The 25,062-nt window shown below is 71.2% G+C and carries 19 protein-coding genes; 8 read left to right on the top strand and 11 right to left on the bottom strand.

The window, feature by feature from the left end:
• Positions 1-273: 273 nt before the first annotated feature.
• The 4 genes from ACK4UM_RS12015 to ACK4UM_RS12000 form a co-directional block, all read right to left on the bottom strand.
• Positions 274-1,011 carry a Bax inhibitor-1 family protein gene (locus tag ACK4UM_RS12015; RefSeq protein WP_409799089.1) on the bottom strand — a complete coding sequence of 246 codons (738 nt, stop codon included), beginning with the start codon at positions 1,009-1,011 and terminating at the stop codon, positions 274-276.
• Between the two features lie 291 nt (positions 1,012-1,302).
• Entirely contained in the window at positions 1,303-2,772 is a 1,470-nt protein-coding gene (locus ACK4UM_RS12010) for a methyl-accepting chemotaxis protein (protein WP_409799087.1), read from the bottom strand.
• A 204-nt stretch (positions 2,773-2,976) separates the two neighbouring features.
• The gene (locus tag ACK4UM_RS12005) at positions 2,977-5,589 is read right to left on the bottom strand and encodes an ABC transporter permease (protein ID WP_409799085.1); all 2,613 of its coding nucleotides are present in this window, start codon (positions 5,587-5,589) and stop codon (positions 2,977-2,979) included.
• Between the two features lie 18 nt (positions 5,590-5,607).
• Entirely contained in the window at positions 5,608-6,300 is a 693-nt protein-coding gene (locus tag ACK4UM_RS12000; RefSeq protein WP_409799083.1) for an ABC transporter ATP-binding protein, read from the bottom strand.
• A gap of 82 nt (positions 6,301-6,382) precedes the next feature.
• Here ACK4UM_RS12000 and ACK4UM_RS11995 point away from each other — a divergent pair, with 82 nt between their 5' ends.
• Positions 6,383-7,051 (top strand): arylesterase, encoded by a 669-nt coding sequence (locus tag ACK4UM_RS11995; protein ID WP_409799081.1) that lies wholly within the window; start codon positions 6,383-6,385, stop codon positions 7,049-7,051.
• Between the two features lie 421 nt (positions 7,052-7,472).
• Positions 7,473-8,858 (top strand): class II 3-deoxy-7-phosphoheptulonate synthase, encoded by a 1,386-nt coding sequence (locus tag ACK4UM_RS11990; protein WP_409799079.1) that lies wholly within the window; start codon positions 7,473-7,475, stop codon positions 8,856-8,858.
• Between the two features lie 105 nt (positions 8,859-8,963).
• On the opposite strand, the gene ACK4UM_RS11985 is transcribed toward ACK4UM_RS11990, so the two are convergent.
• Positions 8,964-9,158 carry a general stress protein gene (locus ACK4UM_RS11985; RefSeq protein ID WP_409799077.1) on the bottom strand — a complete coding sequence of 65 codons (195 nt, stop codon included), beginning with the start codon at positions 9,156-9,158 and terminating at the stop codon, positions 8,964-8,966.
• A gap of 296 nt (positions 9,159-9,454) precedes the next feature.
• Here ACK4UM_RS11985 and ACK4UM_RS11980 point away from each other — a divergent pair, with 296 nt between their 5' ends.
• On the top strand, positions 9,455-9,769 hold the full coding sequence (locus ACK4UM_RS11980) for a glycine zipper domain-containing protein (protein WP_409799075.1): 315 nt from the start codon (positions 9,455-9,457) through the stop codon (positions 9,767-9,769).
• Positions 9,770-9,866: 97 nt separating this feature from the next.
• Positions 9,867-10,076: a hypothetical protein gene (locus tag ACK4UM_RS11975; RefSeq protein WP_409799073.1), complete on the top strand. Its 210-nt coding sequence runs from the start codon at positions 9,867-9,869 to the stop codon at positions 10,074-10,076.
• A gap of 11 nt (positions 10,077-10,087) precedes the next feature.
• Here ACK4UM_RS11975 and ACK4UM_RS11970 read toward each other — a convergent pair whose 3' ends face one another.
• Both ACK4UM_RS11970 and ACK4UM_RS11965 read right to left on the bottom strand, forming a co-directional pair.
• Positions 10,088-11,293 carry a multidrug effflux MFS transporter gene (locus tag ACK4UM_RS11970; protein ID WP_409799071.1) on the bottom strand — a complete coding sequence of 402 codons (1,206 nt, stop codon included), beginning with the start codon at positions 11,291-11,293 and terminating at the stop codon, positions 10,088-10,090.
• Complete coding sequence (locus ACK4UM_RS11965) at positions 11,290-12,222, bottom strand: DMT family transporter (RefSeq protein ID WP_409799069.1); 933 nt, start codon at positions 12,220-12,222, stop codon at positions 11,290-11,292. The genes ACK4UM_RS11970 and ACK4UM_RS11965 overlap by 4 nt, the downstream gene beginning before the upstream one ends.
• 264 nt (positions 12,223-12,486) lie before the next feature.
• Here ACK4UM_RS11965 and ACK4UM_RS11960 point away from each other — a divergent pair, with 264 nt between their 5' ends.
• On the top strand, positions 12,487-14,208 hold the full coding sequence (locus tag ACK4UM_RS11960; protein ID WP_409799067.1) for a methyl-accepting chemotaxis protein: 1,722 nt from the start codon (positions 12,487-12,489) through the stop codon (positions 14,206-14,208).
• 4 nt (positions 14,209-14,212) lie between these two features.
• Here the strand turns inward: ACK4UM_RS11960 and dnaE are convergent, their stop codons facing one another.
• Together dnaE and ACK4UM_RS11950 are read right to left on the bottom strand one after the other, a co-directional pair.
• Positions 14,213-17,665: a DNA polymerase III subunit alpha gene (gene dnaE / locus ACK4UM_RS11955; RefSeq protein WP_409799065.1), complete on the bottom strand. Its 3,453-nt coding sequence runs from the start codon at positions 17,663-17,665 to the stop codon at positions 14,213-14,215.
• A 356-nt stretch (positions 17,666-18,021) separates the two neighbouring features.
• Positions 18,022-19,212 (bottom strand): cell wall hydrolase, encoded by a 1,191-nt coding sequence (locus tag ACK4UM_RS11950; protein WP_409799063.1) that lies wholly within the window; start codon positions 19,210-19,212, stop codon positions 18,022-18,024.
• Positions 19,213-19,597: 385 nt separating this feature from the next.
• Between ACK4UM_RS11950 and ACK4UM_RS11945 the strand changes: the two genes are divergently transcribed.
• Entirely contained in the window at positions 19,598-20,344 is a 747-nt protein-coding gene (locus ACK4UM_RS11945) for a pyrimidine 5'-nucleotidase (RefSeq protein WP_409799061.1), read from the top strand.
• Between the two features lie 7 nt (positions 20,345-20,351).
• Entirely contained in the window at positions 20,352-21,326 is a 975-nt protein-coding gene (locus ACK4UM_RS11940) for an alpha/beta hydrolase (RefSeq protein WP_409799059.1), read from the top strand.
• A 15-nt stretch (positions 21,327-21,341) separates the two neighbouring features.
• Here the strand turns inward: ACK4UM_RS11940 and ACK4UM_RS11935 are convergent, their stop codons facing one another.
• Positions 21,342-23,060 (bottom strand): methyl-accepting chemotaxis protein, encoded by a 1,719-nt coding sequence (locus tag ACK4UM_RS11935; protein WP_409799057.1) that lies wholly within the window; start codon positions 23,058-23,060, stop codon positions 21,342-21,344.
• 111 nt (positions 23,061-23,171) lie between these two features.
• A complete protein-coding gene (locus tag ACK4UM_RS11930; protein WP_409799055.1) occupies positions 23,172-24,029 on the bottom strand; it encodes a YihY/virulence factor BrkB family protein in 858 nt (285 codons plus the stop codon).
• Positions 24,030-24,183: 154 nt separating this feature from the next.
• Here ACK4UM_RS11930 and ACK4UM_RS11925 point away from each other — a divergent pair, with 154 nt between their 5' ends.
• Complete coding sequence (locus ACK4UM_RS11925) at positions 24,184-25,038, top strand: DMT family transporter (RefSeq protein ID WP_409799053.1); 855 nt, start codon at positions 24,184-24,186, stop codon at positions 25,036-25,038.
• Positions 25,039-25,062: the final 24 nt, after the last annotated feature.

Here is a 25,062-nt window from a genome sequence, read left to right as displayed (position 1 = left end):
CTAGGACGACGCCCCTTCGCGCCTGCGGCGCGAATGACCCCATCCGCCCCGTCGGCTTCGCCGCCGGGCCACCTTCCCCTGAGGGGAAGGAGAGCGGCGGCTTCATCCTGCGAGCGTCGGGCCCCACCCGACCTCCTTCGGCTTCGCCTCGGAGGCCACCCTCCCCTACGGGGAGGGAAGGGGAGCGGCCGCGACGCGTACGAAAAAGCCCCGGCCTCGCGGCCGGGGCTCGACGTTCCAGACGGCGGGGGTCTCGGTCCGCCGCCTTCTCGCTCACTCGCGATTGCCGAGGAGAGCGAGGAGGAACTGGAACATGTTGATGAAGTTCAGGTACAGCGACAGCGCACCCATGATCGACACCTTGCTCGCGGTCGCGGTGTCGAAATTGTTGAACAGGTACATCTCCTTGAGGCGCTGCGTGTCCCACGCGGTGAGGCCCGCGAAGATCAGCACGCCGAGGATCGACACGGCGAAGCCGATGGCGCTCGACTGGATGAAGATGTTCGCGACCATGGCGATCAGCAGGCCGATCACGCCCATGATCAGGAACGAACCCCAAGCGGAGAGGCTCTTCTTCGTGGTGTAGCCCCACAGGCTCAGACCGCCGAAGGCGGCCGCCGTGATGAAGAACACCTGCACGATCGACTCGCCCGTGAAGACGAAGAAGATCGTCGACAGGGACAGGCCCATCAGCGCCGCGAAGGCCATGAACATGCCCTGGGCGGCGGAGACGCTCATCTTCTCGATGCGGAACGAGAAGAGGAAGATGAAGGCGAGCGGCGCGAGCATGATCACCCAGCGCAGCGGGCTCAGATAGAGGGTCGCGAACAGCGTCTCGCTGGCGCTCGCGGCCATGAAGGTGCCCATGGCGACGACGCCGGTGACGCCGAGGCCGAGCACCATGTAATTGTAGACGCCGAGCATGAACGTCCGCAGGCCCTGGTCGATCTCGGCTTGCGGACGCGCCACGCCGGTGCCGTAGGCGAAGCGGTTCTGATCGTTCACTTGCATCCCAGTCCTCTCGAGAACGTCTAGCGAAGCGCGTGGCGGGCTGGGGGCACGCTCCCCGCGCCGATCGTGCGGCGTTGGCTGCAATATGGGAACATAAGCGGCGCAGCGCAAGGGGATTCGGCGGACGCGGCGTCGCATTCGAAGTCTAGTCGCGACACGGTCTCGTGAAGCGCGCCGGCAGCAGAACAGAAGCTCAGATTACCCGCGCCTCGCGTGTTGTTTAAACATGGATAAGACTTTCCGCTCGCGAGTCGACGGGGGCTCGACCGGCGAGCGGCGTCGCGGCGGGTCTCAGCGCGCGAGACGTTCTGCCGCCCGGCCCGCTTCGCGGGTTTCCTCGGCCACGCGCGAGACCTCGTGCGACATGGCCGCGACCGCCTCGGCGATCGAGGCGATCGCGCTCGACGTCGACTGGAGCGTCCGGGACATCTCGCGGGTCGCCCCCTCCTGCTGTTCAAGGGAGGCGGCCGTCGCCGCCACGTGCTCGCGCATCTCGGTGACGCAATCGCGAATTCCGTCGAGCGCGCCGACGACGTCGCCCGAGATCGCCTGGACGGCGTCGATCTCGGCGCCGATCTGCTGCGTCGCCCGCGCCGCCTGTCCCGCGAGGTTCTTCACCTCCTGGGCGACGACGGCGAAGCCCCGCCCGGCCTCGCCGGCCCGCGCCGCCTCGATCGCCGCGTTGAGGGCGAGGAGGTTGATCTGTCCGGCGATGTCGCCGATCAGCGACACGATGCCGCTCATCTGCGAGACCGCGGTCGCGAGGCGCGCCGTCGAATCGCCCGCGGCGTTCGCGCGGGAGAAGGCGGATTCGTTGACCGTGCGCGCCTTGGACATCATCGACGCGATCTCGCCGACCGATGCGGCGAGTTCCTCCGACGTGGCGGCCGTGGCCCGCACGTGGCCCGACGTCTCCCCGGTCCCCCGCGTGGCATCGGCCGCCTGCGCATCCGAGCGCGAGATCGCGGCCTCGATCTCGACGATGCGCCGCCGCAGGTCGGCGAGGGCGTCCATCTGCTCGGTGACGTCGACGGCGTATTTCACGACCTTGCAGATCCGGCCCTCGTCGTCGAAGATCGGGTTGTAGCTCGCCTGGATCCAGATCTCGCGCCCGCCCTTGGCAATGCGCTTGAACCGGGCGGCGAGGGGCTCGCCCCGGGCGAGCCCGCTCCAGAAGGCGCGGTAGGCGGCGCTCTCCCGCTCGGCGGGATCGACGAACAGCGCGTGATGGCGGCCGCGGATCTCGTCCAGGCGATAGCCGACCGCCGCCAGGAAATTCTCGTTGGCGTCCAGGACGACGCCGTCGGGCGTGAAGGCGATCACCGCGTTGGTGCGGCCGATCGCCACGACCTGACCCTTCGCGTCGAGCTCCTCGTGCCTGCGCGCGGTCACGTCCGTGGCGAAGGCGACGACGCGGAAGGGCTTGCCGGAGGCGTCGCGCATGAGGTCGTAGGAGGCCTCGAGGAACACGTCGCGACCGTCCTTCGCGACGCGGCGGAAGACGCCCGCGCGACGCTCTCCGCCCCGCAAGGCGGCCCAGAACGCCGCATCGGTCCCGCTCGCCTTCCCCCGACCGTCGACGAAGATCGCGTGAGGGCGCCCGACGACCTCCTGGAGATCGTATCCGAGCACGCGAAGCGCGTTGTCGTTCGCCGAGAGCACCGTCCCGTCGAGATCGAACGTCATGATCGCCTGGGCGCGGTCGAGCGCTGCGAGCATCGCGGCGTTCGGGTCATGAGGCTGCTTGAAGAAGTCGAACACGATTACCCCCCGACTGCATCCGGTCTCACGTCCGCGCCGGATCTGCGGCCGTCCGCGATCCGCGATGCCGTCCCTTCCTATACGGAACGCATCCTGTCCTTTGTTAACGCGACGCGAAGCGCCCGCGCGGAATTCGCGAGGCGCGGCAGGGAAAATTCCCATACGTCACCCTCGCGCGTGGCACGGATCCGGCAGGGGCGAGGATCACAGGCTGCGCAGGTAGGGCGCCGGCTTCTGGCCGAGGATGCGCCAGGTGCCGACGAGGCCGAGCCCCACCGTCACCACCACCGCGAGGCTGGCGGCCGCCAGCGGCCCGCTCCAGACCATGGCGAAGCCGAGATTCATGACCCGGCTCACGATCACCGCGCCCGCGAGCGTCCCCGCGATCAGCCCGAACAGGGCGGCGGCGAGGCCGAGCGCGCCGTATTCGAGCGTGTAGGCGAGCACCAGCTTGCGGCGGGTGGCGCCGAGGGTCTTGAGCACGACCGCATCGTAGAGCCGCGCCCGATGGCCGGCCGCGAGCGCGCCGGCGAGCACGAGCACGCTCGCCGCGAGCGCGATCGAGGAGGCGCCGCGGATCGCAAGGAGGAGCTGCTCGACGACGGTGTTGACCGCCTCGAGCGCGTCCTTCACGCGCACGCTCGTGACGTTCGGATAGGCCTGGGCGAGCTGGCGCAGCAGCGCGCCCTCGCGCGCGGGGTCGGCCGCGCCGGGCAGCGCCAGCGTCGCGAGATGGGTGTGCGGTGCGCCTGCGAAGGTGGCGGGCGAGAACACCATCACGAAATTGATGCCGAGCGAGCGCCACTCGACGCGGCGCAGATTGACGATGCGCGCCGAGACGTCGCGGCCGAGCACGTTGACGACCACCTCGTCGCCCACCGCCAGCCCGAGCCCCTGGGCGATCTCCTGATCGAAGGAGACGAGCCGCTCGCTCGTGCCCTCCTCCCACCACTCGCCTTCGACGATGCGCGAGCCCTCTGGGATCTCGGCCGAATAGGTGATGCCGCGATCGCCGTCGAGCACCCAGGCGGCGTTCGGCGCGGCCTCGATCTCGCCCACCGGCACGCCGCGCAGGGAGACGAGACGCCCGCGCATCATCGGCACGCGCTCGATCTCGCCGTCCGGCGCCGCCTCCCGGAGGAAGCCGGTGAACGCCTCGACCTCGGCGGCGGGGATGTCGACGAAGAAGAAGCTCGGCGCCTCCCCCGGCAGCGTCTCGGTGAGCTGGCGGCGCATGTTGCCGTCGATCACCGCGATGACGACGAGGAGCGTGATGCCGAGCCCGAGCGAGAGGACGAGGGCGGGGGTGAGCGCGCCCGGCCGGTGGATGTTCGACAAAGCGAGCCGGGGTGCCGCCGCGCGCGGACGCGGCAGCCGCCGCGCGAGCGCCATCAGCCCGATCGCGACGACGCGCAGGAGCACGAAGGCGGCGAGCGCGGCGCCGATGAAGACGAGCGCGATGCGTCGGTCGAACGCGGCGAAGACCGCGAGCGCGAGGAGCGCGGCCACCGCGAGCGCGACGCCCGCGACGTAGCGCTTACGCGGAAAGCGCCGGTCCGGCTCGATCTGGTCGCGGAACAGCCCCGAGACCTGGATGTCGTGGGCGCGCCCGAGCGGGGCGAGGGAGAAGGCCAGCGCGGTGAGGATGCCGTAGAGCGCCGAGAGCCCGAGCTCGGCCGGCGCGAGCGTCGGCGCGATGGGGATCGGCAGGAGGTCGGAGAGGGCGGCCGCGAGGGCGAAGGGCAGCGCCGCGCCGATCGCGAGCCCGATCGCGACGGCGATCGCCGCGATCGCCATCACCTGGGTGAGATAGATCGCCACCACCTGCCCGCCCGGCGCGCCGAGGCTCTTGAGGGTCGCGATCGAATCCCGCTTGCGGTCGACGAAGCCGCGCACGGCGTTGGCGACGCCCACGCCGCCCACCGCGAGCGCGGTCAGCCCGACGAGGGTGAGGAATTGGGCGAAGCGCGCGATGTTGCGCTCGAGCTCGGGATTGGCCGCGAGACGCGAGCGCGTCTCCCAGCCCGCCTCCGGCACGGAAGCCGCGATCGCCGCCTGGGCGCGGGCGAGCGCCTCGTCGTCGTCGGCCGGGCCGGGGAGGCTCACGCGGTAGGTGTGGCGCACGAGGCTGCCGGGTTGGAGGAGGCCCGTCTGCGCGAGCGCCTCCCGCGCGATCATCAGGCGCGGCCCGAAGCCGATGCCGACCGCGATCTTGTCCGGCTCCGAGCGGATCGCGGCGCGCATCTCGAAACGCTGCGAGCCGACGGTCACGACGTCGCCGAGCGCGAGGTCGAGCCGCGACAGGAGGACCGGGTCGACCGCCGCCCCGTGCACGCCCTCGCGCGGCGCGAGCACCTCTGCGAGCGGCATGTCGGGTTCGAGCACGAGCCGGCCCGCGGTCGGATAGAGGCTGTCGACCGCCTTGATCTCGACGAGCGCCGAGCCCTGCTCGCCCGCATGCGCCATGCCGCGCATGGTCGAGATCGCGGCGACGGTGCCCTGCGCCTCGAGCGCGGCGAACTCCTGCGGGCTCGCCTCGCGGTGGATCAGGGTATAGGCGAGATCGCCGCCGATCAGCGTGCGACCCTCGCGCGCAATGCCCTCGGACAGCGCCCGCGATACGGAGGAGACCCCCGCGATCGCGGCGACGCCGAGCGCGATGCAGGCGAGGAAGATGCCGAAGCCGCGCAGACCCGAGCGCAATTCGCGCAGGGCGAGCCGCGGCACGAGCGGCAGGCGCGAGCGGCGCGGCAGCGGCGCCTCGCGCGAGGGTTCGGGGGAGGGCTCGGAGGCGGGAGAGGGGAGGGTGCCGTGCATGGTCTCTCGCGCTCCCGCTCAGGCCGCGTCCGAGGCGGCGTCCGCCTCGATCCGCCCGGAGCGCAGCCGCACCGTGCGGTCGCAGGCGCGGGCGAGCGCGAGATCGTGGGTGACGAGAACGAGCGTCGCCCCGCGCTCGCGCTTCATCGCGAACAGGAGATCGACGATCGAGCCGCCGGTCGTCTCGTCGAGATTGCCGGTCGGCTCGTCGGCGACGAGGATCGCGGGGTCGGGGGCGAGAGCGCGGGCGATGGCGACGCGCTGCTGCTCGCCGCCCGAGAGCTGGGCGGGATAATGCGACAGGCGTGCGCCGAGCCCCACCGCGCGCAATTCGGCGGCGGCGCGCTCGAAGGCGTCGCCCGCCCCCGCGAGCTCGAGGGGCAGCGCGACGTTCTCGAGCGCGGTCATGGTCGGCACGAGGTGGAAGCTCTGGAAGACGATGCCGATGCGCCGGCCCCGGAAGCGCGCGAGCGCGTCCTCGTCGAGCCCGGTGAGCTCGGTCCCCTCGACGATCACCCGCCCGGAATCCGGCCGCTCGAGGCCCGCCATCGTCATGAGGAGCGTCGACTTGCCGGAGCCCGAGGGCCCCACGAGGCCGATCGCCTCGCCCCGCCCGACCGACAGGCTCACGCCCTTGAGGATGTGCACCCGCGCCGCTCCGCGCCCGAGGCTCAGATCGACGTTCTCGAGGACGATGGTCTTGTCGGTCATGAAATCGGTCCGATCTGTACCCTACAGGGGGAGCGAAGCAGGCTCGGCGCTGCCGCGCCGTGTATATGGGGTTTACGTCGCGATGCGCCACACCGGGTCACATGTCTCGCCGATCTTCGCCGCCCTCGCGGTGGCGCTCGCCGCCGCCCTCTCGCTCGGCCCGACGCCGGCGCGGGCGATGGACCACGAGACGCTCACCCTCGTCGCGCTCGGCGACAGCCTGACCGCCGGTTACGATCTGCCGGCGCGCGCCGCCTTTCCGGCGGTGCTCGAGCGGGCTCTGCGCGAGCGCGGCCACGACGTGCGGGTGATCAATGCCGGCGTCTCCGGCGACACCGCCGCGGGCGGGCTCGCGCGGCTCGACTGGTCGGTGCCGGAGGAGGCGGACGGGGTGATCCTCGCGCTCGGCGCCAACGACATGCTGCGCGGGCTCGACCCGGAGGCGACCGAGCGCACGCTGCGCGAGATCGTCGAGCGGCTCGAGCGCCGCTCGGTCTCCGTCATGATGGTCGGCATGGTCGCGGCGCCGAACATGGGCGAGGCCTATCGGGCGCGCTTCGACCGGATCTTCCCCGACATCGCGCGCGACCACGATCTCCTCCTCTACCCCTTCTTCCTCGACGGCGTGATCCAACAGCCGGGCCTGATGCTGCGCGACGGCATCCATCCCAACGAGGCGGGCGTCGAGCGCATGGTCGCGCAGATCCTGCCCGTCGTGGAGGATTTCATCGCCCGCATCGACGGCCCCTGAAAGTTCTGAAATCTTTCTTCTAGAACCTCCACGCCGTCATTCCGGGGCGCGAAGCGAGCCCGGAATCCAGATCCTCGACGTCGGAGGAGCAGCCTATAGGCTGCGTCCTTCGACGGATCGGCGGGTCTGAATTGCGCAACGAGCGCGCATGCGCGCTCGAACGAAAGTCGGGGTTCTGGGTTCCGGGCTCGCTTCGCGCCCCGGAATGACGGCAGGGGAAAGGTTTTTCGAACTCCGAGGGCCGCAGGTTTTCTCTGCGCCGCGGCCGGTTTTTTCGGTCGCCGCGGCGCTCGGACGCGCAAGGAACTTTCGCGCTCGCATCCGCGGCGGCGAGGGGCTATACAGGCGCCTCCCCGCGGGCGGAGCCCGTCGGTCGCGCTGCGCGGGGTGGACACGAGGACGCATTCGGAGCCTGAGGACGATGAGCGAGCGCTGGAGCCCGTCGAGCTGGAGGAACAAGCCCATCCAGCAGGTGCCCGCCTACGAGGATGCCGAGCATCTCGCCGAGGTGGAGCGGCAGCTCTCGGGCTTTCCGCCCCTCGTCTTCGCGGGCGAGGCGCGCAAGCTCAAGAAGCATCTCGCGGCGGTCGCGGCCGGGGAGGCTTTCCTCCTGCAGGGCGGCGATTGCGCGGAGAGCTTCGCGGAGCATTCCGCCGACACGATCCGCGATTTCTTCCGCGTCTTCCTCCAGATGGCGGTGGTGCTCACCTTCGCGGGCTCCTGCCCGGTGGTGAAGGTCGGGCGCATCGCCGGCCAGTTCGCCAAGCCCCGCTCGGCTCCCAACGAGGTCGTCGACGGCGTCGAGCTGCCGAGCTATCGCGGCGACATCGTCAACGACATCGCCTTCACGCCGCAGGCGCGCCGGCCCGATCCGCATCGCCAGCTGATGGCCTATCGCCAGTCGGCGGCGACGCTCAACCTGATCCGCGCCTTCGCCACCGGCGGCTACGCCAATCTCGAGAACGCGCATCGCTGGATGCTCGGCTTCGTCAAGGACAGCCCGCAGAGCGCGCGCTACGCCGAGCTCGCCGAGCGCATCACCGACGCGCTCGACTTCATGCGCGCGATCGGCGTGAGCCCGGAATCGCATCAGGAGATGCGCACGACCGATTTCTTCACGAGCCACGAGGCGCTGCTGCTCGGCTACGAGGAGGCGCTCACCCGCATCGACTCGACGAGCGGCGACCCTTACGCCACCTCCGGCCACATGATCTGGATCGGCGACCGCACCCGCCAGCCGGACCATGCGCATGTCGAATATGCCCGCGGCATCAAGAACCCGATCGGGCTCAAATGCGGCCCTTCGCTCGCGCCCGACGAGCTGATCCGGCTCATCGACATCCTGAACCCGCACGACGAGCCCGGCCGCCTCACCCTGATCTGCCGCTTCGGCGCGGACAAGGTGATCGACCATCTGCCGGGGCTGATCCGCGCGGTCAAGCGCGAGGGCCGGACCGTCGTGTGGTCCTGCGATCCGATGCACGGCAACACGATCAAGTCGCCGTCCGGCTACAAGACGCGGCCGTTCGAGCAGGTCATGGCCGAGGTGCGCAACTTCTTCGCCGTCCATCGGGCGGAGGGGACCCATGCGGGCGGCGTGCATCTCGAGATGACCGGCAAGAACGTGACCGAGTGCACCGGCGGCGCCCGCGCGCTCACCGATGCCGACCTCTCGGACCGCTATCACACCTATTGCGACCCGCGTCTCAACGCGGACCAGGCGCTCGAGATCGCCTTCCTGACGTCAGAGCTGATCAAGCGCGAGCGGCAGGGGCGCGAGCGTCCCCAGCACGAAGCGGCGGAGTGATCGCGCGCGCGCGATCGCACGCATCCCGATCGCACGCATGCGGGCACGCTCCGGAGCCCTGGGGCTCGGAGCGTGCGTCGCCGTCGAACGTGTCCGCGTCGGCGCTCAGGCCGGCTGCGAGCGGTTGACCGTGGAGGATTGACCTCCCTTGCGTCCCGCCGCGGACGCGAGCTCGCGGTTTTGCGAGAACGAGCGTTTCGATGCCGGAACGCTCTGACCGCCCTTGCTGGCGATCTCCCGCTGCTTTTCCGGGCTCATCGAAGCGAAACCGCGCTTCGACGGAGTCCTGCTTGTGGCCATGGTTCCCTCCTCGGGCCTCGTTCAGACGGGTGTTCAACCGATAGGCTAGATGCGAGTTCCGCCCCGGCGGCGCCGACCGATGCCGGCTATGCTCGTGCGCGTTCGTTCTTTGCGGTTCTTCGCAGGCGATCCGTGCGTGCTCGCGCACGAAACCGAGCTCGATCGCAGTGCAGAACGCGCGCGCGACGCAGGTCGAGCGATCTCGCGCACGGAACATCGGGCGAATTCCCGCGTTTGCCGCGCTATACCCGCCAGTCGCGTGTTGTGCGCGTCGCGATTTCCAGGAGACGACCGGCATGTATTCGACGAGAGTTCCCGCCCTCATCCGCCGCACGCCGATCGCGAAAGCGTTCGCCGTCGTGCTTCTCGCCGGCTCGCTCGGCGCCTGCGTCGGCTTCGGCCCCGAAGCCACGACCGGCGCTATCGTCGGCGGGACGACGGGAGCCGCGGTCGGCAACCTCACCACCGGCACCACCGAGGGCACCCTCGTCGGCGCCGCGATCGGCGCGGGCACCGGCGCCGCGGTCGGCGGCGCGGTGGCGCGGGACCGCAGCACGGTCCGCTGCGGCTTCGATCCGCGCTACGGCCGCGAGGTCTGCTTCTACCGCTGAGGCGCAGGCGCCCTCGGCACCGCAGACGGCCCCCCGGCAAAGCCGCCGCGGGGGCCGTTCGCGTTCTCGGCGCCGGCAGATCGCAGGAGGATCCGCGATGACGAACAAGGACATGGTCAAGCAGGTCGACCCGCAGAAGGCGAAATCGCCGGGCGCACAGACCGCCGCCGCCGAGCGCGCCCGCACGGAGCCGCGCGCGGGCCCCGCGGGCGCAGAGCAATTCCCGCCCGATCTCGACCCGGCCGATTCCCCGCAGCTGAAGCCGATGATCAACGCGCGCGAGAAGCCGGGTCTGAAGAAGGGCTGAGGATATCGGCCTCAGGCGGCCGCCCGCGCCTGCGTCCGCCGCTGCTCGATGCGGCGGGCGGCGAGGCAGGCGAGAAAGCCGCCCGACGCGCAGCCGAGCATGATCACGACGAGCGCGGGCGGCCACACGCTCACCGCGCTGCCGACCGCGAAGGCGATCAGCGCGCCGAAGCCGAGCTGGGCGGCCCCCGCGAGACCCGCCGCCGTTCCCGCGAGTTCGGGCCGCACCGACAAGGAGGCCGCGGTCGCGCCGGGGATGGTCAGCCCGTTGGCGACCGCGTTCAGCATCAGGGGCAGGAACAGGGTCGCGGGCGTCCACGGACCCGCGAGCGCGAAGCCGAGGGCGAGGACCACCGAGAGCGCCGAGGCGGCCGTGCCGAAGAGGACGAGCCGCTCGCTCCCCACGCGCCGACCGAAGCGCCCCGTGAGGAAGTTGCCCGCCATGTAGCCGCCGGCCGAGAGCACGAAATAGGCCCCGTACACGTCCGCCGAGCGCCCCATCACCTCCACGACGACGTAAGGCGCGCCCGCGATGAAGCCGAAGAACGCCGCCGAGGTCGAGGACAAGGCGATCACGTAGGCGACGAACAGCCGGTCCGAGAGGAGGGCCGGGAAGCCGCGCAGCATGCCGACGAGGCTCGCCGTGCCGTTGCGCGGCGCCGTCTCGCGCAGGAGGAGCACCGCCGCGAGCCCGACGCCGGTCGCGAGGATCGCGGTCGCCGCGAAGATCGCCCGCCAGCCGTAGGCCGCCTCGAGGAAGCCGCCGACGAGCGGCGCGACCATCGGCGAGACCACCATCGCCATCGTGATGTAGCCGATGAGGCTCGCGGATTCGTCCTTGTCCGCCGTGTCGCGGACGATCGCGCGGGCGAGCGCGAAGCAGGTGCCTCCGCCCATCGCCTGGATCGCGCGGGCGACGAGCAGGACCTCGATCGTCTCGGCGAGCGCGCCGACGACCGAGCCCGCGAGAAAGAGCGCCGCGCCCGCCAGGATGCAGGGCCGCCGCCCGATCCGATCCGAGATCGGCCCGACGAAGATCTGCGTCACCGCGACCGCGAGCAGGTAGAAGGTCAAGGTCAGCTGCACCGTCGCGTAATCGACCGCGAGCGCGCGGGCGAGCGAGGGCGTCGCGGGCGCGAGCACGTTGAGCGCGAAAGGCTGCAGCGCCGAGATCGCGACGAGGATCGCGAGCGGCGGGCGTCTCGCCAGCGCGCTCACGGGGCGGCTCCGGTGCCGGCGGCGGGCGCGTGCGCCGCCGCGATCGCGCGCCGACGGACCCGCTCGCGATGGACGCTGTAGAGGCCCGCGCCGACGACGAGGACGAAGCCGAGGATCGCGATCGCGTCGGGCACGTCGCCGAAGACCACGACGCCGATCGCGAGCGCGAGCAGGACGGAGGCGTAGCGGAAGGGCGAGACGACGGAGATGTCGGCGCGGCGAAAGGCCATCACGAGCGCGATGTTGGCGCTCACCACGAGCACCGCCGCGGCGACGAGGTAGAGGCTCTCGAGGCGCCCGAGCCCCTGCCAGTCCTCGCCGCCGAGGAGCCCGATCAGGACGCCCGCGAGCCCGACCGAGATCGTCGTGCCGAAGGCGATCACGATCGAGGGGACTTCCGCGCGGATCATGCGCGTCACGAGGTCGCGCACCGCGACGAGCACGGCCGAGGCGAGCGCGAGGAGGAAGGCGGGCTCGATGCCCGCGCCGCCCGGACGCAGGATCAGCACCACGCCGACGAAGCCGGTCAGGATCGCGAGGAAGCGCCGCCAGCCGACGCGCTCGAGCCCGAAGGCGACGAGGATCGCGGTGAGGATCAGCGGCGTCGCCTGGAGGATCGCGGTCGCGTCGGCGAGCGGGATCACGGCGAGCGCGGTGATGAAGAGGAAGGCGATCACCGCCTCGAGCAGCCCGCGCAGGCCGACGAGCGGCTGAGCGAGGAGCCGCAGGCGCTTGCGCTCCCCCATCGCGTGGACGATGGCGAGGGCGAGCATGGCCGCCATCAGCCCGCGCACCGCCATCATCTGCCCGACGGGGAAGACGGCGGAGGCGAGCTTGATGAGGGCGTCGTTGGCCACGAAGAGGGCCACGGCAGTGAGCATGGCGAGAATGCCGCGGGCATTCTCGGCCGGTGTGGAGGGGGTGAGCACGCGCTCTCGTCCGGTCGGGCGTTTCCTGTCGAGGCAAGCCTAGGGCGGGAGGGGGCGTGCGTCGAGGTGCGGCCGCGCACAGAAGACATGCGCCGGACGAAGGGCGCCGCCGCCGAAGCCCCGCCCGCTCCGACGGTGCGGAAAATTGATAAATTCGCAAACTGATTGTTCATTTTCGCACGGCAATGTCGGGGAGCAAACCCAAACGAAGATTCGGGGGAACGGCTCTTGCTCGGACGATTGAACGCCGCGATCGGTGCCCGCATGGGCGCTCCCGAAAGCCCCGCCCCCGCCGACCGGCCGGAGCCGGGGGACGCGAACGCGCCCGCGGCCGCCGGGCTCGACGGCGAGATCGTCGACGTGGTCGAGGCCGACGTCCTGCGCGCGATCGGCGCCGTCGGCAGCGCGGTCGCGGGCGCCTCGAGCGAGATCGCCGCCGCCAAGGGCGATCTCGGCCGCATCGGCGCGCAGATGCATGAATTCGCGGAAGCCGGCGACGTCGCGCTCACCGAGACGGGCGCCCTCGCCGACGCGGCGAAGGGCCTCTCGACGACGGTCGCCGCGATCGACCGCGCCATGGCCGACGCCAGCGGGCGCATCGACGGCGCCGTCGGCCACGCGGAAGAAGCGAACGCGCTGATCGCGGCGCTCGCCCAGGCGACCGAGGAGATCGTCTCGATCGTCGACACCATCTCCGCGGTCGCGCGCCAGACCAATCTCCTCGCGCTCAACGCGACCATCGAGGCCGCCCGCGCGGGCGCCGCCGGGCGCGGCTTCGCGGTCGTCGCCGCCGAGGTGAAGAGCCTCTCGATCGAGACCGGCAACGCCGCCGCGGACATCCGCGCGCGCATCTCCGCCTTGCGCGAGAGCGCCCAATCCTCGATCGGCGCCGTCGAGCGGGTCTCCGGCGCGATCGGCGAGCTCGCGCCCGTCTTCGACACGGTGCGCGGCGCCGTCGAGGACCAGAACCAAGCCATCGCCGAGGTCGCCGCGCGTGCGGCGCGGGCGACGGGCTTCGTCGGCGCCGTCGGCGAGCGCGCCCGCGGCATCGAGGCCGCCGCCGCCGACGCGTCGCGGCGCACCGACGAGGCGCAGAAGAGCGCATCCCACGCCGACGCCCTCGCCAGGGGGCTCGGCAGCCGCTTCACCGCCGTCATCCGCCAGAGCGAGATCGGCGACCGCCGCCGCTTCGACCGCTTCCCCGTCGAGCGCCGCGTGCGCATCTCGGGCGCGGGCTGCGAGGCGGTGACGGCGAGCGTCGACGTGTCGGAGGGCGGCGCGCTGATCGTCGCCCCGGCCGAGCGCGCCCCGCAGCCCGGCGCCCGCATCGTCCTCGACGTCGAGGGTCTCGGCACCGTGCCCGCGCGCGTCTCCGCGTCGAGCCCGATGGGCCTGCACTGCGCCTTCGACGGCCTCGACGAGCCGACCCGGGCGCGCGTCGCGCGCTTCGTCGAGAGCGTCGCGACCGAGTATCGCCCCCTGATCGACCGCGCCCAGGACGCGGCCGCGCGGGTGTCCGCCGCCATGGAGGAGGCGATCGCCCGCGGCCGGCTCACCCGCGAGGCTCTGTTCGACGTCGATTACCGGCCGATCCCCGGCTCCGACCCGCAGCAATTCGAGACGCGCGCGCGCCCGGTTTTGTCGGAGATCCTGCCCGGCATCCTCGAGCCGCTCCTCCAGAGCGACCCGCGCATGGTGTTCTGCCTCGCGATCGATCGCAACGGCTACATCCCGGTGCACAACCGCGTCTATTCGCAGCCCCAGCGCCCCGGCGATCCGGTCTGGAACGCCGCCAATTGCCGCGACCGGCGCATCTTCGACGACCGCGCCGGCATCGCCGCCGCCCGCTCGACGCGCCCCTTCCTCGTTCAGGCCTACAAGCGCGACATGGGCGGCGGCAAGCTCGTGATGATGCGCGAGGTCGACGCCCCCATCCGCGTCGCCGGCCGCCATTGGGGCGGGTTCCGGACGGCGTACAAGCTGTGAGGGATCAACTCATCTCCACGTGCTCCACCCCCGGCACCGCGCGCAGCGCGCCCGCGATCTGGGGGGTGGCGAGGTAGCGGCCGGGGAGCTTGACCTCGACCTCCTGGGCGCCGCCGTCGAGGATGAGGACGAGCGAGACCTCGCCTTCGCCGCGCTGGCGCAGGCGCTCCTGGACGGAGGCGATCGAGCGGTCGTCGCGCAGGAAGATGCGCATGCCCTTCTGGTGCTTGGCGATCGCGGCGTCGAGCGGCTCGACCGCGTTGATGCGCACCCGCACGTCCTCGCCCTCGACCCCCGCCTGCACGATGAGGACGACGACCGAGCCCGGCTCCAGGATGTCGCGGAAGCGCTGCAGCCCTTCCGAGAAGACGATCGCCTCGAAATGCCCGCTCTGATCGGAGAGCTGCAGGATGCCCATCTTCGAGCCGGATTTGGTGCGCCGCTCCTGACGGTCGAGCACGGTCGCGGCGAGGCGTCCGACGCTCGCGCCCGCGCGCACCGAGCGGGCGAAGTCGGAGAAGCGCTGGACGCGCAGCTTGCCCAGGAGTTCGTCGTATTCGTCGAGCGGGTGGCCCGAGAGGAAGAAGCCGACGGCGTCGTATTCGCGCTGCAGCCGGTCCGCCGCCGTCCAGGGCTCGTAGGCGGGGATCCGCAAGGAGACCTCGGCCGCCGCGAGCCCGCCGAACATGTCGACGATGCCGGTCTCCTCGGCTTGAGCCGCCTGCGCGGCGAAGGAGAGCATCGCCTCGATCGCGGCGAAGGCGCGGGCGCGATCGGGCTCCAATTCGTCGAAGGCGCCGGCGCAGACGAGGTTCTCCAGGATGCGCTTGTTGACGGCCTTCGGCGGCAGCCGACGGGCGAAATCGGCGAGGTCCCGGAAGGGGGTCTCCCCGCGCGCCTGGACGATCGCCTCCATCGCCTGGCGCCCCACGCCCTTGACGGCGGCGAGCGCGTAGCGGATCGCGCCCTCGTGCACCGAGAAGCGCACCGCCGAGCGGTTGATCGAGGGCGGCTCGACGCGGATGCCGAGACGCTGCGCCTCGCGGCGGAATTCGGAGAGCTTGTCGGTGTTGTCGATGTCCTGGTTCATCGACGCGGCCAGGAACTCGACGGGGTAATTCGCCTTCAGATAGGCCGTCTGATAGGAGACGACCGCGTAGGCCGCCGCGTGCGATTTGTTGAAGCCGTAATCGGCGAATTTGGCGAGAAGATCGAAGATCTCGTCGGCCTTCGCCTTGTCGAGCCCGCGCTCGGTCGCGCCGTCGCAGAAGCGGGCGCGCTGCTTGTCCATCTCCGCCTTGATCTTCTTGCCCATGGCGCGGCGCAGGAGGTCGGCGTCGCCGAGCGAATAGCCCGCGAGCACCTTCGCCACCTCCATCACCTGCTCCTGGTACACGATGATCCCGTAGGTCTCGCGCAGGATGGGGGCGAGCTTGGGGTGCGGGTACCATTTCTCCTCGGCCTCGCCGCGGCCCAGCTTGCGCTCGCAATAGACGGGGATGTTCGCCATCGGGCCCGGACGGTAGAGCGCGACGAGCGCGATCAGGTCCTCGATGCGGTCGGCCTGCATCTCGACGAGCGCCTTGCGCATGCCCGCCGATTCCACCTGGAACACGCCGACCGTCTCGCCGCGCCCGAGCATCGTGTAGGTCTTCTCGTCGCCGAGCGGCAGGGCCGAGAGGTCGACGCTCACGCCCCTCTGCGCGAGGAGATCGACCGCGCCGCGCAGGACCGTCAGCGTCTTCAGGCCGAGGAAGTCGAACTTGACGAGGCCCGCCTGCTCGACCCACTTCATGTTGTATTGCGTGACCCGCATGCCCGTCTTCGGGTCTCGGTAGAGCGGGACGAGCTCCTGGAGCGGGCGGTCGCCGATCACGACGCCGGCGGCGTGGGTCGAGGCGTGTCGGTGAAGGCCCTCGAGCTTCTGGGCGATGGCCAGGAGCCGGCGCACGACCGGCTCCTCGTCGGCCGCCGCTTGCAGCCGCGGCTCGTCCTTCACCGCCTGTTCGAGGGTGACCGGGTTGGCGGGGTTCTGCGGCACGAGCTTGCAGAGCTTGTCCACCTGTCCGAACGGCATCGCGAGCGCGCGGCCGACGTCGCGCAGCACGCCGCGGGCGAGCAGCGTGCCGAAGGTGATGATCTGCGCGACGTTCGCCTCGCCGTAGCGGCGCTGCACGTAGGCGATCACGTCCTCGCGCCCGTCGACGCAGAAATCGATGTCGAAATCCGGCATCGAGACGCGCTCGGGATTGAGGAAGCGCTCGAAGAGAAGCCCGAAGCGCAACGGGTCGATGTCGGTGACGGTGAGCGAATAGGCGACGAGCGAGCCCGCGCCCGAGCCGCGGCCCGGCCCGACGGGAATGTCGTGGTCCTTGGCCCATTTGATGAAGTCGGCGACGATGAGGAAGTAGCCGGGGAACTTCATCCGCTCGATGATCGAGAGCTCGTAATCGAGCCGGTCCTCGTAATCCTTCTCCGTCAACCCCTCCGCCGGCCCGTGCGCGGCGAGCCGCCGGGCCAGGCCCTCGCGCGCCTGCCGGGCGAGCTCGCGCGCCTCCGCCGCCTCGCCGTCGTCGTCCGCCGTGAAGCGCGGCAGGATGGGCTTGCGCGTCTCGACGCGATAGGCGCAGCGCATCGCGATCTCGACGCTCGACGCCAGCGCGTCCGGCATGTCGGCGAAGAGCGCCTGCATCTCCGCGCGCGTCTTGAAGCGGTGCTCGGGCGTGACCTGGCGCCGGTTCTCGTTGGCGACGATCTGGCCCTCGGCGACCGCGAGGAGCGCGTCGTGCGCCTCGTGATCGGCGGCGGCCGCGAAGAAGGGCTCGTTCGCCGCCACCAAGGGCACGCCGCGCGCATCCGCCATGGCGACGAGGGCGGCCTCGATCGCGCGCTCGTCGGCGCGGCCGTGGCGCTGGAGCTCGAGATAGAGCCGGTCGCCGAAGATCGCTTCGAGCCGCGCGAGCCGCTTTTCGGCGAGCTCCGCGCGGCCGGTGCGCAAGGCCGTATCGAGCGGACCCGACGGCCCGCCGGTGAGCGCGATCACGCCCTCCGCGTGCTCGGCGATCGCGGCGAGCGCGACCATCGGATCGGCGCCGAGCGGCCCGTCGAAATAGGCGCGGCTGACGAGCCGCATGAGGTTGCGATAGCCCTCCTCGCTCTTGGCCAGCAGCACGAGATTGCCGAGATGGCCAGCCGCGCCGGGCCGCGCGTTCGGATCGGGCGCCTCGAAGGCGGTGACGAGCTGCACGCCCGCGATCGGCTGGATGCCGGAGCCCGCGAGCTTCTCGGAGAATTCGAGCGCGCCGAAGAGGTTGTTCGTGTCGGTCAGCGCGAGCGCCGGCTGCCTGTCCGCCGCCGCGAGCTTGGCGATCTTCGCGATCGGCAGCGCGCCCTCGAGCAGCGAATAGGAGGAATGCACGTGCAGATGCACGAAGCCGACTTCGCTCAGTACCGCCATCGCCCCCTCGCTTCCGTCCCTCCCTTATCCGCACCCGCGGGGACCTTGTCGAGAGGAGGGCGCGAGAGGGATGTGGATGGGATTCCCTCCCCGTAGGGGAGGGTGGCCCCTGCGCGCAGCGACGGGGTCGGGTGGGGCCCGACGCATGCAGGATAATCACCACCCGGGCCCCACCCGGCCGCGGTCGCTCCGCTCCCACGTCCACCCTCCCCTACGGGGAGGGGGGCCTGGCGAGCGTCAGCGAGAGAGGTCGGGTGGGGCCCGACGCATACAGCATAATCACCACCCGGGCCCCACCCGGCCGCGGTCGCTTGCGCTCCCGCGTCCACCCTCCCCTCCGGGGAGGGATGCCGACCTCACCGCTGCCCGGGATGCAGCTGGTAGAAGATGTGGCGGCCGATCGTGTCCTTGTGGATGAGGCGGCTCGCCCAGCGGGGGTTCACGTAATCGGCGTGGTAATGGGTCGCCAAGCCGACGCTCGCGAGGAAGGTCTCGCCTTCGAGCACGGAATCGGCGATGCGCTGCGCGCGGCGCCAGGCGGCGGGCTCGTTGATGCGCAAGGCCCGGCCCTCGCAGGCGAAGGTGAATTGGCAGGCGAGATGGCGGTGGCGGTTCTGGTAGACGACGCCGCAGATCGTGTTCGGGTAGAGCCGGCTCTTGACCCGGTTGAGCACAACCTGCGCGACCGCCGCCTGGCCCGCCTCCGGCTCGCTGCGCGATTCGAAATAGACCGCCTCCGCGAGGCAGCGGCGCTCGCGCGCCATGCGCCCGCGATCGATCAGCGAGAGGTAGTTCGGCCCGATCCCGAGCGCGACCGCAGCGGCGATGCGCATCGTCACGGGCGCGGCGGCGACGACGACGGGCGACCAGGCCGAGGGCGGCGTCGCGGTGGCGAGCGAGGCGGCGCGGCCGACGAGGGGCGTTCCGCCCTCCTCGCCGGGCGCGCCGTGGGCGATGCCGATGCCCGACGAGCCCTGGGCGATCGCCTCGGGCGTGCGCTCGGTCGTCGCGATCTGGGCGGCCGCGTCGAAATCGAAGGTCGGCTCGAAGGTGCCGGCGACGCCGACCTCGAGCGGCAGCGCCTCCCCGTGCAGGATCGGCGCGGGCGGCAGCCAGGTCTCGCTCGGCGCGAGCAGCGAGGGTGCGAGCCCGCTCTCGCCGAGCCCGTGGCCGAGCCGGGACAGCGAGATCGGAACGCGGCCCGCCGCATCGCCCCGTCCGGCGCGGCTCGGCAGAGGCGCGCGCGCGTCCGAGCCGCTCTTGCGCTCGTCGCGCGGCGCGAGGCCGGGATCGAGCGCGGCGAAGGGGCTTGCGTGGACGGGCTCCGAGAAGCCGAGGCCGGCGGCGTCGATGCGCTCGGCGAGCCGGCCGAGACGATCGCGCGGCAGCGGCGCGACGAGGCCCGACTCGTCGAGGGCGCGCGCGAGCGGCGAGGGGGTCTCGATCGACTGGCCGACGTCGAGATTGACGCCCGCCGTCGCCGTGAAGGACACGACGAGCCCCGCGCCGAGCGCCCAGGGGGCGACGGTGGCGCACAGCCAGCGCATCCTTCCGAACCGACGACGACGAGGCCGCAGACGCATCCCACACTCCGCGAGCCGGGCGACGAGGCGCCTGGCGATCGGGGTAAGATTCGCGCGATAGGGTTTAGGGAGGGTTAAGGATGCGGGCGAGGCTCGGACCCCACCCGACCTCCGTCGGCTTCGCCTCGGAGGCCACCCTCCCCTACGGGGAGGGAGTTCGCGACCGATCGCATCCCTCGCCGTAGGGGAGGGTGGACCCTGGAGCGTAGCGACAGGGGCCGGGTGGGGCCCGAGCGCCGCCGAGCCGACGCCCTCCCGCAACGACGAGGGTACCCACCTGCGCGCTCGCGCGTTATACTTCCTCCCCGTTCATCCAAGGGGCCGTCGGGCCCCGTTTTCGTCGGATCGCATGACAGCTCCCTTCCCGCCGCTCTCCCGCATTCCCGCAGCGCCCGCCCATTTCGTGGCGCCGGACGCGCGCGGGTTCGGCCATGTGCGCACCTGGATCTTCGATCTCGACAACACGCTCTACTCGCACGAATCCGGCGTGTGGCCGCAGATCGACGATCGGATCACGCTCTACGTCTCGAACCTGATGGGGATCGATCTCCTCTCGGCGCGGGCGCTGCAGAAATACTACTATCATCGCTACGGCACGACGCTGCGCGCCTTGATGAGCGAGCACGGCATCGACCCCTACGACTTCATGGACTTCGTGCACGACATCGACCATGCCGGCATCGAGCTGAACGAGGCGCTCGGCACGGCGATCGCGCGTCTGCCGGGGCGCCGGCTCATCCTGACGAACGGCTCGCGCCGGCACGCCGAGGCCATCGCCGGCAAGATCGGCATCCTCGACCATTTCGAGGACGTGTTCGATCTCGCGGACGCGAATTTCACGCCAAAACCCGATCGCGGCGCCTACGAGGCCTTCCTGCGTCGCCACACGGTCGTGCCGCAGGAGGCGGCGATGTTCGAGGACATCGCCAAGAACCTCGTCGTGCCCCACGACATCGGCATGACCACGACGCTCGTGATCCCCAAGAGCCTCGATCCGGGCCGCGAGCGTTTCGAGCAGGAGGCGGTGGCGGAGCCGCACGTGGACTACATCACGAACGACCTCGCCTCCTTCCTGGCGACGATGGTGGGGGTCTGAAGGCGGCATGTTCGTCGTGGAGCCCGCAGACCTGCAGGAGCGCTTCCGGTGTCCGGAAGGCTTCTCCTTCGACGTGCTCGCGCTCGCCGACGGTACGCCGATCCGCCACGGATTCGCGGTGCCGGCGGGCGGCGCACGCGGCACGATCGTCCTCGCGACGGGCTTCACGGAATTCGTCGAGCTCTATTTCGAGACGATCCGCGATCTCCTCGCCGCGGGCTTTCGCGTCCACGCCTTCGACTGGCCGGGGCAGGGCGCCTCGGGACGCCCGCTCGCCGATCGCGAGAAGGCCCATTCGCGCGGCGGCTTCGCGCGCTATCTCGAGGCGCTCGCCCGCGTGATCGACACGCTACCGGCGGACGCGCCGCGGCCGGTCACCCTCGTCGGCCACTCGCTCGGCGGCCATCTCGCTCTGCGCTACGTGCAGGACGTGCCGGGCCAGTTCGATGCGCTCGCCCTCTCGGCTCCGGCGCTCGAGGTGGGCGTCGACAGCCCGGTGCCGCCGCACGTCACCCGCATCGTGGTGCGGATCATGGACGCGCTCGGCTTCTCGGAGCGCTACGCGCTCGGTGCCGGCCCCTGGGAAGGCGGGCGGGAGCGGCGCGAGAAACTCCTCCCCCACCTCACGAGCGACCCCGAGCGCGGCGCGCTCCTGTCGCTGTGGACGCAGGCGAACCCGATCCTGCGCGTCGGCGGGCCGACCTGGGGGTTCGGCGCGAGCTTCGTCGCGTCGCAAGCTCTCGTCCTCGACGATCTGCGGCTCGGCGGGATCGGCATCCCGGTGCTGATCGGCTCGCCGCGGCGCGAGATCTTCACGGATGCGCGCCTGCACGACGTCGTCGTGGGCAAGATGCCGCGCGCGCACCTGATGCGTTTCGAGGAGGCGCACCATTGCCTCTTCCTCGAGGCCGACGCGTTCCGCGCCCCCTGGATGGAGGCGCTCGTCGCGCTCGCCGGCAGCTCTCGGCTGCCGGGAGCGTAAGCGAGGGGGCCGACCTCAGGCGGCCTTGACGCCGTCGAGGAAGGTCGAGACCTCCTGGCGCAGGCCGCTCGAGCGCTGGGCGAGGTCGGTCGCGGCGGCGAGCACCTCGTCGGCGGCGCTGCGGGTGAAGCCGGCGCCTTCCTTCACGCGCTCGATCGAGCCCGTCACGTCCTCGGTGCCGCGCGCGGCCTCCTGGACGTTGCGGGCGATCTCGCTCGTCGCCGAGCCCTGCTGCTCCATGGCCGCCGCGATCGCGCCGGAGATCTCGTTCATCCGGCCGATCACGTCGCCGATCCCGGAGATCGCGGTGACGACCTCGTCGGTGACGCCCTGGATCTGCGCGACGTGGCTCGCGATCTCGTCGGTCGCCTTCGCGGTCTGATCGGCGAGCGACTTCACCTCGGCGGCGACGACGGCGAAGCCGCGTCCCGCCTCGCCCGCGCGCGCCGCCTCGATGGTGGCGTTGAGCGCGAGGAGGTTCGTCTGCCCGGCGATGCCGTTGATGAGCGAGACGATCTCGCCGATCTTCTGCGCGCCGCTCGCGAGGCTGCGGGTGATCTCGTCGGTCCGGCGCACCTGGACGACGGCGTTGCCGGCGATCTGCGCGGATTGCGCGACCTGCCGGGCGATCTCGCGCACGGAGGCGGCGAGCTCCTCGGTCGCGGTCGCGACCGCCTGGACGTTGGCGGAGGTCTGCTCGGCGGCGGAGGCGACGGTCAGCGCGCGCTCGCTCGTCTCGTCGGCCGTGCCGGTCATGCCGGCGGCGGTCGACTTCATGGTCTCGGCGGCGACCGTCAGATCCCGGCCGAGGCGCGAGACGCTCTCCTCGAAGCCGCGCACGAGGCGATCGAGCTCCTGGGCGCGGCGGGTCTTCTCGTCGGCCTCGGCGGCGGCGCGCGCATCGGCCTCGCGCTTGGCGACCAGCGCCTCGCGGAAGACCTCGACCGAGCCCGCCATCATGCCGATCTCGTCGCGGCGCGTGCGCCCGGGGATCTGCGTCTCGAGGCGGCCGGCGGCGAGCGCCTTCATGCCCTCGGCCAGCGCGCCGAGGGCGCGGGCGACGTCGCGGGCGAAGAAGAAGCCGAGCCCGAGGAGGGCGATGCCGGAGAGGGCGGCGATGGCGAGGAAGAGGATGCGGCTCGCCGAGACGCCCGCCTGGACGTCGTCGACGAACACGCCCGTGCCGAGCATCCACCGCCAGGGATCGTGGCCCATCACGTAGGCGAGCTTCGTCGCCTGCTCATCGCTGCCCGTCACGCGCGGCCAACCGTACTCGAAGAAGCCGCCGCCGCCGCGGGCGAGGGCGACGAGCTCCGTGATGATCGAGCGCCCGTCGGCGAGCCGCAGCCCGCTCTGATCGCGGCCCTCCATCGCCGGATTGACCGGGTGCATGACCGTGATCGAGTCGTAATCGTGGATGAAGAAGTACTCGTTGCCGGCATAGCGGATCGCCCGCAGCGCATCGGCGGCGCGCGCCTTCGCCTCCGCCTCCGGCAGCTCGCCCGCGAGCGCCTTGCGGTGGAAATCGACCACGATGGAGTGAGCGGCCTGCGTCAGGTGGATCAGCTCGGCCTCCTTGGCGGCCCAGACCGCGCGGGAGAATTGCCAGGCGCCGATCGAGGCGAGGGCGACGAGCATCGCGAAGGCGAGGCCGATGACGAGGTAGAACCGCGCGCCGACGCCGACGAGCCGGCTCGGACGGGTGGATTCGCGGGAAAAAGCGGGCGTGGACATGGCTGCTGCAACTCCTGTTGCGCCGCACACTGTCCGAGCCGACTTAACAATGGGTCAGCGAGTTCCGTAACGAGACTTGCGCTCGCCGCATGCCCGCCATGCGCGCCGCGCTCACCGCCCCGCGCCTCGTTTCGCCGAGCGGCGGGCGGCGATGACGGCGCCGTTGAGCTCGCCGCCGAAGATGAAGATCACCGCGATGAGATAGAGGAAGATCAGCGCCATCATCGCGGTCGCGAGCCCCCCATAGGTGGAGGCGTAGGCGGCCGGGTACTGGGCGAGATAGGTGCCGAACACGAAGCCGCCGACGAACCAGAGGCCGAAGGTCGTGAACACGCCGGGCAGGACGGCGCCGAAGGTCCGCCGTCCCGCGGCGAGGAATTTGTGGGTGAGGAGGAGCGCGATCAGCACGAGCACCGTTGTCACCCCGAGCCGCAGGACGTCGATCGTCTGGCCGAAGGGCGCGAGCGCGGGGAAGAACCCCGTCGCCGCCCGCCACAGGAGCGGCCCGAGCACGATGGCGAAGGAATAGACGAGCATCACGATCGCCACGACGATCACGAAGCCGATCGATTCGAGCCGCGTCAGCCACCAAGGCCGCGTCTCGCGCACCCCGTAGGCGCGGTTGAGGCCGACCCGGAGGCTCTCGATCCCGTTCGAGGAGAAATACAGCGCGAGCGCCGCGCCGATCGTCAGGAGGTCGCCGCGCCATTCGGTGAGGACGGAATGCACCTCGCGCGCGAGCGGCACCGCGATCTCGGCCGGGAACAGCTCGAGGATGATCTCGGCCGCGTTGTCGGCGAGCGTGCCGTAGGCGAAGGGGCTCGCGAGGGCGGTCAGCAGGATCAGGAACGGGAAGAACGAGAACAGGGCCGAGAGCGCGATATGGCTCGCGATCGCCCAGCCGTCGTGCAGGTTGAAGCGATCGTAGGCCAGCACCAGGATCGCGACCGTCTTGCGCACGACGGGCACCCGCTCGCCTCCCTGCCGAGGATATCGTCCTCTCCGCAGATGGCGCATTTGGCACGAGCGCGCAAGCGCGCGAGCGTGTAGAAGCCGCCTGTCCGGCGCGACGACCCGCCAGAGGGCCCGAGGATTGAGCACGACGACACCATCGCGAGACCCGGTGGCCCTGTTCGCGCCGCCGCTCTTCGTCCTCCTGTGGGCGACGGGCTTCGTCCTCGCGCGGCTCGTCGCGCCCCATGCCGAGCCGTTCTCCTTCCTCCTCCTGCGCTACGTCGTCGCCGGCGCGATTCTCGCCGGCTTCGCGCTCGCGGTCGGCGCCGCCTGGCCGCGCGACGGGAGGGAATGGCGCGACGGGCTCGTCGCTGGCGCGCTCCTGCACGGGCTCTATCTCGGGGGGATCTTCTGGTCGGTGGGCAACGGCCTGCCGGCCGGCATCGCCGCGCTCGTCGCGGGTCTGCAGCCGCTCCTCACGGGGCTCCTCGTCGGGCCGCTGATCGGCGAGCGGGTCTCGGCTCTTCGCTGGACGGGCATCCTCGTCGGCTTCGCCGGGGCGCTCGTCGTGATCGCGCCGCGGCTCGGCGTGGCCGCGGGCATCCCGCCTCTGCCGCTCCTCGCGGCGTTTCTCGGCGTGGTCGCGATCACGTTCGGCACGATCTGGCAGAAGCGCACCGGCGGCGGGCTCGATCTGCGCACCAACACGGCGGTGCAATATGCCGGCGCGGCGCTCGTGACGCTGCCCTTCGTCCTCCTGCTCGAGGAGGGGCGCATCGATTTCGTGACGGATGTCTGGATCGGCCTCGCCTGGGCGGTGTTCGGCCTCTCGATCGGGGCGATCGCGCTCCTCCTCGTGCTGATCCGCCGCGGCGCGGTCGCGGGCGTCGCCTCGCTCCTGTTCCTGGTGCCGCCGGTCTCCGCTTTGATGGCCTACGGCCTCTTCGGCGAGACGCTCACCCTCGTGCAGATGGTGGGGATGGGCATCGCCGCGCTCGGCGTGGCGCTCGCGAGCCGCGGGTGACGCGCGCCTTCGCAGGAATACGCA

The organism is Salinarimonas sp., from assembly GCF_046292825.1.
GTDB lineage: Bacteria > Pseudomonadota > Alphaproteobacteria > Rhizobiales > Beijerinckiaceae > Salinarimonas.
The sequence above is the reverse complement of the archived record's forward strand: the minus strand, read 5'-3'. Positions and strand labels throughout refer to the sequence as shown.